The following is a 13,027-nucleotide window of genomic DNA, read 5'->3' as shown; positions in this document are numbered from 1 at the left end:
GGTGACGTAGAGCAGCCCGCGACGGGCGCGCTCGCCGCCGGACGCCTTCCGCTGCCGAGGACCGGGGGTGCGTCCGGAGCGGGCGGTGACGATTCCCGTGGTGGCGGTCATGAGGTTCTCCCGATGGCGAGGGCGCGGTTGAGGATCTGGCTGACGGCGAAGACGAGCACGAAGAGCACGACTCCGGCAGCGGCGGCGTAGCCGAACTGCTGGCGCTCGAAGGCGGCGCGGTAGATGAACATCGAGACCGAGAGCGTCGCTTCTCCGGGTCCGCCTCGGGTCAGCAGGTACGGCTCGTCGAAGAGCTGGGCCGCGCTGATGAACGAGGTGACGACGACGAACGCCGTCACCGGTCGGATCGCGGGCAGGGTGACGGTGCGGAACTTGGCGAGGACTCCGGCGCCGTCCAGCTCGGCGGCCTCGTACAGCTCCTTCGGCACCGCCTGCAGAGCGGCGAGGAAGAAGATCGTGAGGTAGCCGACCGTGCGCCAGAGCAGCACGAAGCCGATCGCGACCTTCGCGAGCGAGGGGTCGCCGAGCCAGTCGATGTCGCCCAGGCCGAAGAGGGCCCGCAGGAGCGAGTTCAGCAGTCCGTAGCTGCGGTCGAAGATCAGGCTGTAGATCAGCGCGATCACGATCGGCGAGAGCACCATCGGGATGAAGAAGGTGAGCCGGAACAGGTCGCGCGCCTTGAGCCCGCGGGCGTTCAGGCCCTGCGCGATCATCAGCGAGCACGGCACGATCACGAACACCGCGATGAGCGTGTAGATCAGCGTGTTGACGAGGGCGACGCCGAAGCTGGTGTCGCCGAGCAGGTCGGCGTAGTTGCCCAGCCCGATGAACTCCGGCGATCCCAGGCCCACCCACTCGGTGAGGCTGAGCCAGATCGCCGCGCCGACCGGCACGATCATGAACAGTGCGTAGAGCACGTAGAACGGCGCGATGAAGAGGTACGGAGCGTTCCCGCCCGTCGTGTTCAGGCGCTTGCGCTTCGATCCGCGCGCCTCGAGCGAGGAGCCGCCGCGGCCGTCCTGGGCGGAGGCGGGGGCTCCGGCCGTGGTGAGAGTCGACATCATCGATCCTTAGCTGCGGGCCTGGCCGCGGAAGTCCTCGGCCGTCGCGCGGAGCGCCTGCGCCGGGGAGAGGGTGCCCTTGTAGGCCTGGAGGAGGTAGCCCGACAGCACGGTCGTGAGGATCTGCTGGTCCTGGCTCTGGTACAGCGACGGGACCTCGTCGATGATCTCGCCGTAGACGTCGAACAGCGCCTGGCCGCCGAAGTACTCGTCGGTGATCACGGCCAGCTCCGGGTCGTCGAAGACCGAGCGGAGGGTCGGGAGGTAGCCGAGATCGCGGTAGCGCTTCACCTGCTGCGCCGGGTCGAGGTACGCCGCGAGGATCAGCTCGACCGCCGCGTCGCTGTTCGCCTTGCCGGTGACCGCCGCGAAGCCGGTGCCGCCTCCGACGGCCGTGCGGCCGCCTCCGTTCTCGAAGCGCGGCAGCGCCTTCACGCGCCAGAGCCCCGCCTGCTCGGGCACGTTGGGCTTGATGCCGTAGCTCGAGTACCAGGTGGGCATGTCGACGCCGAGGATCGTGCCGTCCTTGAGACCGCTCTGCATGCTCGGGCCGTAGTAGTCGGCGACGGTCGTGAGGAACCCGGTGGCGAGGCCGTCGACGGCGAATCGCAGCGCCTCCTCCGCCTCGGGGGTCTCGAGGTCGAGCCGGCCGTCGCGGTCGAAGAGCTGCCCGCCGCGCTGCATCAGCAGCAGCTGATAGCCCTGCACGACCTGCGGCAGGTCGCTGCCGACCGAGAGGGCGCCGAACGACACCCCCTCGCGGGCACTGATCTCTCCGCCGACCTGGGCGAACTCCTCCCAGGTCTCGACGTCGACCGGCACCCCCAGGCGCTCGAACTCGTCGGCGCGGTAGTAGTAGACGGCCAGCGGGGTGTCGGAGTCGAGCGCGTAGAGGCTGCCGTCCTTGCTGAACGCGTCGACCCGCGCGGCGATCAGGTCGTCGCGGTAGGGCGCGGTCGCCTCGGTCAGATCGACGAGCAGCTCGGGGGCGATGGAGCCGCGCAGCGTGCGGGCGAAGTTCGCGACCTCCAGGCCGACGACGTCCGGAGTGCCGGTGCCGGCGACGGCCTGCGCGATCAGCTTGGTCACGATGTCGGTCGCACCGATCTTGGTGACGTCGAGCGAGTAGTCGAACGCGCTGCGCTGGGCCGCGAGGGGGAGCGCCTCGGTGAAGAACGAGACGTAGCCGTCGTCGTGCGTCCAGAACGAGAGGTCGACGGCGCCGGACTCGAGGGCGGCCTGCGGGCCCTGGGTCGAGCAGGCGGCGAGGAGGGACGCGAGGGCGGCCGATCCGCCGGCGGCGGCTCCGAGGCGCAGGAGGCCCCGGCGCGAGAGCGCCGAGCGGGGCGGTGGGGAGAAGGGATGCATTCAGGTGCTCCTCGGGGAGGGACAGGGACAGCGGAGGGCCGGCGGGCGCGCCAGAGGGACCGCGGTGCGGGTGCAGTGCGGTCGGAAGGGAGAGGCGGGTCTAGGGGACGGCGGTCGGGGGCGCCGGCCGCACCGGAGCGCGCTCGGGGTTCGCGGGCCCCGAGGACGAGCGGACGATCAGCTGGGCGGGCACCGAGCGGTGCCGGTCGGCGGGGGCGTGTCCTTCGAGCGTCCGGATCAGGCGGTGCATGGCGATGCGCGTGACCTCGGCGAAGTCCTGCTTCACCGTGGTGAGAGGGCGATGCAGGTACTCCGAGAACGGGTCGTCGTCGAAGCCGACCACGCTGACGTCCTCGGGGACGCGCAGGCCCGCGGCCTCGACGGCGTGGATCGCTCCGACCGCCATGTGGTCGTTCGCCGCGAACACGGCGGTGACGTCGGGTCGGTGCAGGATCGACGCCATCGCCTCCGACCCGGAGCGCGGACTCCAGTCGCCGCTGAGCACCGGCGGCTCGGGGGCGTCGGCGTCGGCGAGGGCGGCGCGCCAGCCGTCGATGCGGCGGCGGGTCGCCGACCAGGTGCTCGCCCCGGCGATGTGCCAGACGGTCTCGTGGCCGAGGGCCAGGAGGTGCTCGGTCGCGCTGCGGGCGGCACCGGCCTCGTCGGTGCCGACGACGAGCTCCTCCGGCCGGTGGTCCTCGCTCGGGTGGTCGAAGCTCAGCACGGTGACGCCCTCGGGGATCCGCAGCCGCGGGTGGCCGAAGTCGACGGGCTCCGAGAGGATGATCCCGTCGACGCCCTGGTCGACCAGCGTGTCGACCGCCTCCTGCAGCTCGGCGCCGCTGTTCTCGTGCGTGCGCACGACGCTGAGGAAGTACCCGGCGGCGCGGGACGCCTGCTCGACGCCGTCGAGGATCGAGGACGGCCCGTAGAGGGACGTGCCCATGGTGACCATGCCGATCCGGCGGCTGCGCTGGGTGGCGAGCGCGCGGGCGGTGGCGTTGGGGCGGAAGCCGAGTTCCGCGATCGCGTCGGCGACCCTCCGCTCGATCGCGGGGGAGACGTGGGCCTCGCGGTTCACCACCCGTGAGACGGTCTTCTGCGAGACGCCCGCGACGCGGGCCACGTCGGCCATGGAAACCCGGCGGCCGCGCTCCTCCGCGCCGGTGCCGGCTGCTGATGCGTCCACGGGGCTCCTTCGCTCACTCGTCCTGACAGCGCAGTCAACCGCGCTGTGGTAGGAGTAGACCACGGATTGACAGCGCAGTCAATCACGCGGCCGTCCGGTCCCGCACCCCGGAGTCAACCCCGTGGAGCCCACCGGGCCCCTCGTCGGAGACTGTCCGGACCCCGATGGGAAAGGACGACACGGATGCCGACCATTCACGCACTGCGGACCCTCGCCGACGTCTACCGCGACCTCCGACCGGTCTCGCAGGTCTACCTCGACGTCTCGATCGACTCGGGCGACCCGCCGGACATCGCTTTCGAGCGCGGCACCGCCGTCGCCGACGAGCTGCGGCGGCAGGGCGCCCCGCAGGGCGACATCGACGCGCTGACCGCGCTGCTGACCGGAGCGGGCCGGCCGCAGGGCCGCTCCTGCCTCTTCGCGGTCGCCGCCGCGGGCTCGATCGTGCTGTCCGAGGTGCTGCCCGGGCTCGCCGTCGCCCCCGAGCACATCTCCTACGGGCGCCTGCCCGACGTGGTGCCGCTGCTGCAGCACCGCCCCGACGTCCGCTACCTCGTGGTCGAGACCTCGCGCGACGGCGGAGAGATCCGCCTGCACCGTCTCGGCGCCGAGCGGGCGGAGTCGGAGGAGTCGATCCAGGGCAGGACCGACACGCTGCACAAGCCGCAGGCCGGCGGCTGGCGGCGCGACCGCTTCCAGAACCACGCCGAGGAGATCTGGCGGCAGACGCAGGCCGAGCTCGCCTCCTCGGTCGACGAGATCGTGCGGACCCGGCGCCCGCAGCTGCTCGTGGTCGCCGGGGACATCCGCGCCCGGCAGCTGCTCGCCGACCAGCTCTCGCCGTCGAGCGCGGCGATCCTGGCGGTGCTGCCCACCAACACCCGAGCCCCCGGGAGTGACGACAGCGCTCTCGACGAGTTCGTGCGGGAGCAGATCGACCGTCTCCTCCGGCGCGAGAAGGAGGACGTGCTCGACGCCCTGCGCACGCACGAGGGCCGGCACGACAACACGGTCGAGTTCTCGCTGGGCGCGATCGTGCAGGCGCTCGCCGCGGCCCAGGTGTCGACGCTCGTGATCGACCCGGAGCGGCTGCGCGAGCGCGAGCTCCTCGCACTCGCGGGCGAGCCGTGGGTCGCGGCGGCCCCGGAGGAGGCGCTGGGCGCCGAGGTCATCGGCCCGGTCGACGCGGCCGTCGCCCTCGTGCGCGCCGCCCTGCTGACGGATGCGCGCGTGCTGTGCACCGACTCCCGCACCGCTCGGGACGGGGAGGACGTGGTCGCACTGCCGAACGACGCTCCCGTCGCGGCACTGCTGCGCTGGCGCACGGGGCCGCCGGTGCCCGGCGCCTGAGAGGACCGGCCGGACGTCGTGCAGGACCTCGGCTGAGGAGGGGGTCTCTCCGCTGTCGGCGGACATCCCCTTCTCTCAGCCGACGTTCGCGGCCTACGACACCAGCGGCAGAAGCGGCAGCACGGCCAGCGCCGTGAGGGCGCCGAGCGCCGCTCCCGCGAGCACGTCCGTCGGGAAGTGCATGCCGAGCGCGAGGCGCGAGAGCATCATCGCGACCACGAGGAGCACCGCGAGCGGCCAGAGCGCCGGCAGCATCACCGCGAACACGATCGCGGCGGCGGTGGTCGAGGTGGCGTGCGAGCTCGGGAAGCTGAGCTTGCTGGGCGCCTTGCCGCGCACCTCGACGCCCTCGCCGAGCGGGCGCGGGCGCCGTACGACGCGCTTCACGCCGATCGAGAGCGCGTGCGCGACGACGATCGCGACGTCGCACAGGGCCCAGGCCCAGAACCGCGACGGGTCCAGGAACGCGGCCAGCACGCCGAGCAGGAGCCAGCCCGCGGCGTGCTCGCCGACGAAGCTCAGCCCGCGCGCGACCGGCAGCAGGGGGCGGGTCAGCGGGAACCGCTGCACGGCGGTGATGATCGCCGACTCGCGGCTCCTGAGGGTCGGCATCGGGTCATCCTAGCGAGGTCGCGGGGAGGGGGCGGCGGAGGATCGCTCCGCCGCCCCGGTGGGTCACGCCTCGGCGTCGCCCTCGGCCTCGACCTTGCGGCGACGGGCGTTCAGGCCCAGGGCTGCGGCGCCGGCGGCCAGCAGGGCCGTGGCTCCGCCGATCAGGCCGACCGACTCGACACCGGTCGAGGCGAGGCCTCCACCCGAGCCGCCGACGGGCAGCGGAGCGGCGGTGCCGGTGGGCACCGCGGTCGGCACGGGGCCGGCCGTGGGGGCCGTGGTCGGCGCGGCGGTGGGAGCCGTCGTCGGGCCGGCGGTCGGAGCCGTGGTGGGCGCGGCCGTCGGCGTCGAGGTCGGAGCAGTGGTCGGTCCGGCGGTCGGCGTCGGAGTCGGCGCCACGACCTGCGAGGCGGGCAGGATCTGCACGATCGAGGGACGCGGGGCCGCGAAGGCGCCGGAGGGGATCGCTCCGGTGCCCGCGAAGTCGGGGAAGTACGAGGTCGGCGCCTCGAACGTCCCCTCCTCGCCCGGGTGCTGCACGGCGACGAAGACGTGCTGGTCCTGGTCGTGCACGATCGGGCCGCAGGTCTCGGCGTCGCGCGGGACCGACAGGAACTGCTCGACCTTGCCGCGCTCGGCGCCCTCGAGCGCCACCTTGAACAGGCCGTCGTTGTAGCCGATGCCGCTGGGCGCGCCGTCGGTCGAGATCCAGAGGTTGCCGACGGAGTCGAAGGCCAGGTTGTCGGGGCACGAGATCGGCGAGACCTTCTCGGCCGGGAAGCCGGAGAAGTAGACGACGTCGCCCTGCGCCGCGTCGCCGCAGAGCATCAGCAGGTTCCAGGTGAAGGTGCGGCCGGTCTGGTCGCCGCCGTCCTCGATGATCTCGACGATGTGGCCGTCGCGGTTCTCGGTGCGCGGGTTGACCTCGGTCGGCCCCTCCTTGCCCTCCGTGCCGCGGTTGGAGTTGTTGGTGCAGGCGACGTAGATGCGGCCGCTGATCAGGTTGGGCTGCACGTCCTCGCAGCGGTCCATCTTGGTCGCGCCGGCGAGGTCGGCCGCCTGGCGGGTGTGCACCAGGACCTGCTCGACGCTCATGCCGGGGATCGTCGAGGCGCCGTCGAGCACGAGCGGCAGCCACTCGCCGATGCCGTCGAAGCCGCCGTCGGAGGGAACGGCGCCGGTGCCGGTGATCTCGGCCACGGGCGAGTCACCGGTGAAGCGGGCGACGTACAGGTCGCCCTCCTCGAGCAGCGTCTTGTTGTGGGCGCGGTCGCCCTCGAGGTAGCGCTTCTTCGAGACGAACTTGTAGAGGTAGTCGAAGCGCTCGTCGTCGCCCTGGTAGGCGACCACGCGGCCGCCGGGCGCGATGATGACGTTCGCGCCCTCGTGCTTGAGGCGGCCGAGCGCGGTGTGCTTCTTCGGGGTCGACTCCGGCTCGAAGGGGTCGAACTCGACGATCCAGCCGAAGCGGTTCGGCTCGTTCTCGTAGCCGGGGGTGCGGGCGTCGAAGCGCGGGTCGTCGAGCTCCCAGAGGCGGGAGGTCTCGGCGTCGGTCAGGCCGTAGCGCTTCTCCTCGGCGCTGAGCCCCGTCGCGCGGAAGTAGCCGTTGAAGTTCTCCTCGCCCGAGAGGATGGTGCCCCACGGGGTCGTGCCGCCGGCGCAGTTGCCGAGCGTGCCCAGGACGGTGCGTCCCTCCGGGTCGGCGACGGTCGTCAGGAGCGGCGAGCCGGCGGCCGCGCCGGTCACCTCGTAGGGGGTGTCGAGCAGGTAGCGGCGGTTGTGCTCGCCCCCGCGGACGTACGCCCAGGGGCGGTCGACGGCGGTGCGGACGAGCTCCACGACGCTGAGGCCGTGGGCGGCACGGCCCACCTCGCGCACGCGCTCCGGCTCGGACTCGAGCTGCGCGGCCGGGAACATGATGTTCTCGTTCGTGTACTCGTGGTTCACGACCAGCAGGGCGCGCAGGCGCTTGGAGCCGGGGATCTCGACGATGTCGGTGTAGTCGTTGTTGTAGCCGAACTGGCCGGACTGCGCCGCGCCGGTCTGGTCGGCGATGTCGAACTCGGTGCTGTCGGCGAAGAGCGGGTCGCCCCAGCGGATGATCGGCTGCCAGGCGAAGCCCTCGGGCACCGTGAACTCGTCGACGGTGTACGGCACCGGCGCGATCGGCGAGAAGACGAGCGGGGAGCCGTCGCCGGCGGCGGTGGCGGTGGCGGCCTCGGCGGTCGGGGCGCCGGGGGAGGCGACGGCGATCGTGACGGCACCGGCGAGGCCGAGGCCCAGGGCGCCGCGGCGCGAGATCTGCGCTCCGACGATGTCGCGGAAGTAGCTGTTGTGCGAGGTGTTGCAGGTCGCGGCCGAGCACGCGTTGGCGCACTTCAGCGCGCACGTGACGGGGCTGCGCTTCCCCCGGGTGTGCCCGGCCATGGGCAGCAGCAGTCGGCGGGAGGTGTCGGTCATCGTCGTCTCGTCCTTCGATTCGCAAGCGGGGGAGGTCTCGAGGGAACCAAAGCGAGCGGGCGGGCACGTCACCCGGCGGCGGATCCGCCCTGAACGGGAGGTGAACGTCGATCGACGTAGGAGAGGCTGTCCTCACTCGCCGGGCGTCGCCACACTTCGCCGGGGAGTCTCGGTACGGCGCTGCGCTGCTACTCGGTCAGCAGGGGCGGCGAGTCGCCGCGAACCGGCCCGTGCGCCTGGGCTGGGCACCGGTTCATGGCCACTCGCCGCAGCAGCCCGCACCGAGTCGACCCGGAACGGGGTCTGCGACGGCGCCAGACCCTGAGGTGCGACCACTCGGGACGAGGCGCCCGCCCCGGCCGGTCGAGCGCCCCTCGCCGGCTGGTCGAGCGCGCCTCCCGGCCGGTCGAGCGCCCCTCCCGGCCGGTCGAAAGGCCCGACCCCTGCTTGTCGAGCGCCCGACCCCTTGCTGGTCGAGTAGCCCCGAAGGGGCGTATCGAGACCCGCGCTCTCTTACCGGCCTCAGCGCTGCCGCGCCTCCCGCGCCGCGAGCAGCGGCACCGCGTGCTCCTCGATCCAGTCGACGACCGGCAGGAGCCGCTCGGCCAGCTCCGCGCCCAGCGGGGTCAGGCTGTAGTCGACCCGCGGCGGGATCACCGGGTGCGCCTCGCGGTGCACGAACCCGTCCTCCTCCAGCGTGCGCAGGGTCTGCGCGAGCATCTTCTCGCTGATGCCGCCGATCCGCCGCCGCAGCTCGGCCCAGCGCTGGGTCCCGGGGGCGAGCGCGGCGAGCACGAGCACCGCCCACTTGCTGGTGACGTGCCCGAAGATCTCGCGGCTGCCGCAGTCGGCCGAGTAGACGTCGGCGACGAGGGGAGTGCTGGCGGTGGTGAACACGGGTCCTCCTGAAGTGGTGTCACTGAGTACTAACGAAATAGTGCGTACTGCATTCCGGGAAGTACTCGCGCGGGTCCGCGGTTGCAGGGTGGGTCGGCGGAACCTCGTCGCACCGCCCTACGGAAGGACCACCTCATGACCCTCGTCGTCACCGGAGCCACCGGCCACCTCGGCCGCCTCGCCGTCCAGCACCTGCTCGCCCGCGGCACCGCCGCCTCCGAGATCGTCGCCACCGGCCGCGACGCCGCGAAGCTCGAGGCGCTCGCCGCCGACCTCGGCGTGCGCACCGCCGTCGCCGACTTCGAGGACCCGGCTTCGCTCGACGCCGCATTCGCGGGTGCCGTGGCCGTGCTGCTCGTCTCGGGCTCCGAGGTCGGCAAGCGCGTCGCGCAGCACACCGCCGCGATCGACGCCGCCGTCCGCGCCGGCGCGCGCCTGGTCTACACCAGCGCTCCGAAGGCGACCACGAGCACGCTGATCCTCGCGCCCGAGCACAAGGCGACGGAGGAGGCCATCGCCGCCTCCGGCGTCCCCGCCGTCGTCCTCCGCAACGGCTGGTACAACGAGAACTACGAGCAGACCGTCGCCGAGCTCGCCTCCACCGGCACCACGCTCTCCAGCGCCGGCGAGGGACGCGTCGCGAGCGCCGCCCGCAGCGACTACGCCGAAGCGGCCGCGGTCGCCCTGGTCGACCCCTCCCTCGTCGGGACGGTGCACGAGCTCTCCGGCGACACGGCCTGGACGTTCGACGAGTTCGCCGCCGTCGTCGGCGAGGTCGCCGGTCGCGAGACCTCGATCACCCACGTCGACTCCGCCGAGCACGCCCGGATCCTCACGGACGCGGGCGTCCCCGAGGGCGGCGTCGGCTTCGTCGTCGGGCTCGACGCGAACATCGCGGAGGGACTGCTCGGCGACACCGACGGCTCGCTCGCGCGCCTGATCGGCCGCCCGACCACCCCGATCCGCGCGTACGTCGAGTCGCAGGTCGGCTCCTCCGCGACGCAGGCCTGACCGACCTCCGGCTCGCGGGATCCCGCTCGGCTCGCGGAATCCCGCGGTTCCCGCGAGCCGGACCCGTTCCCGCGAGCCGGACCCGTTCCCGCGAGCCGGACGCCCGCTCCGGGCCCGCGCCCGGCGTCACATTCCGTCATCCTCCGTCACGCGCCGTCATCGCGCCCCGTAGCCTGAAAGACCGTTCATCCCGCACCGACGGCCGTCAGGAGCCCTGCCCGTGATCACCGCGACCGGACTCTCGAAGACGTTCGGGGGCGCCCGCGCCGTCCGCGCGCTCGACGACGTCAGCCTCCACGTCGACGAGGGGACCATCTTCGGCGTCGTCGGCCAGTCCGGCGCGGGCAAGAGCACGCTGCTGCGCGCGGTCAACCTGCTCGAGCGCCCCGACTCCGGCACCGTCGAGGTCGGCGGAGTGACGCTCACCGACCTCGACGAGCGGGCATTGCGCCGTGCCCGCCACGACATAGGCATGGTGTTCCAGCACTTCAACCTGCTCTCGAACCGCACCGTGCAGCAGAACGTCGAGTTCGCGCTCGAGACCATCGGCGTCCGCGGCTCCGAGCGCCCCCGGCGCGCGGCCGAGATGCTCGACCTGGTCGGCCTCTCGGCGCACGCCGGCAGCTTCCCCTCCCAGCTCTCCGGCGGTCAGAAGCAGCGCGTCGGCATCGCGCGCGCGCTCGCCGGCCGTCCGAGGGTCCTCCTCTCGGACGAGGCGACCAGCGCCCTCGACCCCGAGACGACCCGCTCGATCCTCGACCTGCTCCGCCGCCTCAACCGCGAGCTGGGGCTCACGGTGCTGCTGATCACGCACGAGATGGACGTCGTCAAGCGCGTCTGCGACTCCGCCGCTCTGATGGAGTCGGGCCGGATCCTCGAGCAGGGCGAGCTGGTCCAGCTCGTGTCGACCCCGGGTTCCGCCCTCGCGCGCGAGCTCTTCCCCCTGGGCGCGCTGCCCGAGGACGACGGCTCGGCGATCATCGACATCACCTTCTCGGGCGGCTCGGCCGATCGCCCGGTGATCGCGCAGCTCGCCCGCGGCTACGACATGGACGTCTCGATCCTCGGCGCCGTCATCGAGACGATCGGAGGCAGCCAGGCCGGCCGCACCCGCCTCGCGCTCCCGGGCGATCGCGGCACCGTCGCCCGCGCCGTCGCCGACCTGCGCTCGCAGGGGCTCGCGGTCGAGTGGCTGCGGGGAGGCGAGGCCGCGTGATCGACGTGAACTCGCCCACGTTCTGGAGCGACCTCATCGAGGTCGTGCTCAAGGGCCTCGGCGAGACCCTCTACATGGTCGGCGTCGCCACCCTGGTCACGATCCTCGTCGGCCTGCCGCTGGGCATCGTCCTCGTCGGCACCGAGCGCGGCGGGTTCCTCGAGCGCCTGGGCGGATCGAGGGCGCTGGGCGCCGGGGTGAACCGCGTCCTCGGCTTCATCGTCAACCTCGGCCGCTCCGTGCCGTTCATCGTGCTGATGATCGCCCTCATCCCGCTCACGCGCCTGATCATCGGCACGTTCATCGGATCGACGGCCGCCATCGTGCCGCTGGCCATCATCGCCATCCCCTTCTTCGCGCGCATGGTCGAGATCGCGCTGAAGGAGGTGGACCCCGGGCTGTACGAGGCCGCCGCGTCGCTCGGCGCCTCCCGTTGGCAGCTCGTGCGCCGGGTCCTGCTCACCGAGGCCCGCCCGGCGATCGTGCTCGGCCTCTCGACGACCATCACCTCGATCATCAACTTCTCGGCCATGGTCGGCGTCGTCGGCGGCGGCGGACTGGGCAACGTCGCCCTCACCTACGGCTACCAGCGCTACAGCTGGATCCACATCGTCGCGGTCATCGTCGTGCTCTTCGTCATCGTGCAGATCGTGCAGGCGTTGGCGACCCTCGCCGCGCGCCTGGTCGGGCACGACCGGCGTGCGAAGCCCGAGCAGGCGATCGCGGCGCTGGAGTCGGACTCCGCCGGCTCCCCGCACCCCTCCCCTCAGAACCCGGACCGAGAGAAGACGTCATGACCCGCTCCCGCACCACCCGCACCGCCGCCCTCGCCGCCGCGGGGATCCTGATGCTCGGCCTGTCCGCGTGCTCGAGCGACTCCGGCTCCGACGCGTCCGCCGACTCCGGCGACCTCGGCACGATCAAGGTCGGCGCCCTCGCGACCCCCGCCGGCGACCTGCTGACCTGGGTCGACGAGAACCTCGCCGAGGAGAAGGGACTCGACATCGAGTGGGTCGAGTTCAGCGACTACAACACCCCGAACCCCGCGCTCTCGGACGGCAGCACCGACGCGAACCTCTTCCAGAACGCCACGTTCCTCGAGACCTACAACTCGCAGGCGGGCGGCTCGCTGGTGAGCGCGGGCGAGGTCTACCTCCCCGCCGCGGCCTTCTACTCCGAGTCGCTCGAGAGCCTCGACGACCTCGAGGACGGCGCGACCGTCGCGATCCCCAACGACCCGACCAACGAGGGCCGTGCGCTCAAGCTCCTCGCCTCGGAGGGGATCATCGAGGTCGACGACGACGTGACGAACCTGCAGGGCATCACCTCGAACCCGCGGGACCTGCAGTTCACCGAGATCGAGAACGCCTCGCTGGCCCTCGCCCTCCCCGACCAGGACGCCGTCTTCGTGACCGCCACCTTCGCTCTGCCCGCCGGCCTCACCGAGGACCAGTCGATCCTGATCGAGGGCACCGACAGCACCTACTACAACGTGCTCGCCACGACCCCCGAGCTCGAGGACGACCCGCGTGTCACCGCGCTCTACGAGCTGCTCACCGACCAGCGCACCAAGGACCACCTGCTGGAGGAGTGGGACGGCCTGATCGTCCCCGTGTCCTGAGGTGGCCCCGTCTCGGAGGTCCCGGTCGCCGGTGACCACCTCCGGCTCGTGAGAACGCATTCGGCTCGCAGGAATCCACGGATCCTGCGAGCCGGACGTGCTTCTGCGAGCCGGAGTTGATTCTGCGAGCCGAAGGTCCGCCGTGGTTCTCGCCGGTCTCGACGAGAACCCAGCAGTCCTGGGGGATGTCGGCGGAAGCTGCACCGGTCGTGGTGAGGGCGATGCTCGAT

The 13,027-nt window shown here is 72.3% G+C and carries 10 protein-coding genes and 1 pseudogene; 5 read left to right on the top strand and 6 right to left on the bottom strand.

Annotated elements, in window-relative coordinates; genetic code table 11:
• Positions 1-107: 107 nt before the first annotated feature.
• The 3 genes from AC0CID_RS12720 to AC0CID_RS12710 form a co-directional block, all read right to left on the bottom strand.
• Positions 108-1,073, bottom strand: a complete 966-nt coding sequence (locus AC0CID_RS12720) for a carbohydrate ABC transporter permease (protein ID WP_465227092.1) — start codon at positions 1,071-1,073, stop codon at positions 108-110.
• 9 nt (positions 1,074-1,082) lie between these two features.
• Positions 1,083-2,441 (bottom strand): ABC transporter substrate-binding protein, encoded by a 1,359-nt coding sequence (locus AC0CID_RS12715; RefSeq protein WP_465227091.1) that lies wholly within the window; start codon positions 2,439-2,441, stop codon positions 1,083-1,085.
• Between the two features lie 100 nt (positions 2,442-2,541).
• Positions 2,542-3,630, bottom strand: a complete 1,089-nt coding sequence (locus tag AC0CID_RS12710) for a LacI family DNA-binding transcriptional regulator (RefSeq protein ID WP_465227090.1) — start codon at positions 3,628-3,630, stop codon at positions 2,542-2,544.
• A 183-nt stretch (positions 3,631-3,813) separates the two neighbouring features.
• Between AC0CID_RS12710 and AC0CID_RS12705 the strand changes: the two genes are divergently transcribed.
• A complete protein-coding gene (locus tag AC0CID_RS12705; RefSeq protein ID WP_465227089.1) occupies positions 3,814-4,980 on the top strand; it encodes a baeRF2 domain-containing protein in 1,167 nt (388 codons plus the stop codon).
• Positions 4,981-5,073: 93 nt separating this feature from the next.
• On the opposite strand, the gene AC0CID_RS12700 is transcribed toward AC0CID_RS12705, so the two are convergent.
• The 3 genes and pseudogenes from AC0CID_RS12700 to AC0CID_RS12690 form a co-directional block, all read right to left on the bottom strand.
• The gene (locus AC0CID_RS12700; protein WP_465227088.1) at positions 5,074-5,592 is read right to left on the bottom strand and encodes a phosphatase PAP2 family protein; all 519 of its coding nucleotides are present in this window, start codon (positions 5,590-5,592) and stop codon (positions 5,074-5,076) included.
• A 411-nt stretch (positions 5,593-6,003) separates the two neighbouring features.
• Positions 6,004-8,052 (bottom strand): annotated as a pseudogene (locus tag AC0CID_RS12695) (PhoX family protein); the annotation flags it as partial.
• A 522-nt stretch (positions 8,053-8,574) separates the two neighbouring features.
• Positions 8,575-8,949 (bottom strand): winged helix-turn-helix transcriptional regulator, encoded by a 375-nt coding sequence (locus AC0CID_RS12690; RefSeq protein ID WP_465227087.1) that lies wholly within the window; start codon positions 8,947-8,949, stop codon positions 8,575-8,577.
• 135 nt (positions 8,950-9,084) lie between these two features.
• On the opposite strand from AC0CID_RS12690, the gene AC0CID_RS12685 reads away from it, so the two are divergent.
• The 4 genes from AC0CID_RS12685 to AC0CID_RS12670 all read left to right on the top strand — a co-directional run bounded on the left by AC0CID_RS12685 (position 9,085) and on the right by AC0CID_RS12670 (position 12,797).
• Positions 9,085-9,960, top strand: a complete 876-nt coding sequence (locus AC0CID_RS12685) for an NAD(P)H-binding protein (protein ID WP_465227086.1) — start codon at positions 9,085-9,087, stop codon at positions 9,958-9,960.
• A 220-nt stretch (positions 9,961-10,180) separates the two neighbouring features.
• Positions 10,181-11,176 (top strand): methionine ABC transporter ATP-binding protein, encoded by a 996-nt coding sequence (locus AC0CID_RS12680; RefSeq protein WP_465227085.1) that lies wholly within the window; start codon positions 10,181-10,183, stop codon positions 11,174-11,176.
• Positions 11,173-11,973 (top strand): methionine ABC transporter permease, encoded by an 801-nt coding sequence (locus tag AC0CID_RS12675; RefSeq protein WP_465227084.1) that lies wholly within the window; start codon positions 11,173-11,175, stop codon positions 11,971-11,973. The genes AC0CID_RS12680 and AC0CID_RS12675 overlap by 4 nt, the downstream gene beginning before the upstream one ends.
• The gene (locus AC0CID_RS12670) at positions 11,970-12,797 is read left to right on the top strand and encodes a MetQ/NlpA family ABC transporter substrate-binding protein (protein ID WP_465227083.1); all 828 of its coding nucleotides are present in this window, start codon (positions 11,970-11,972) and stop codon (positions 12,795-12,797) included. Before AC0CID_RS12675 ends, AC0CID_RS12670 begins: the two co-directional genes overlap by 4 nt.
• Positions 12,798-13,027 lie beyond the last annotated feature (230 nt).

The organism is Rathayibacter sp. AC451 (assembly GCF_979253095.1).
The sequence above is the reverse complement of the archived record's forward strand: the minus strand, read 5'-3'. Positions and strand labels throughout refer to the sequence as shown.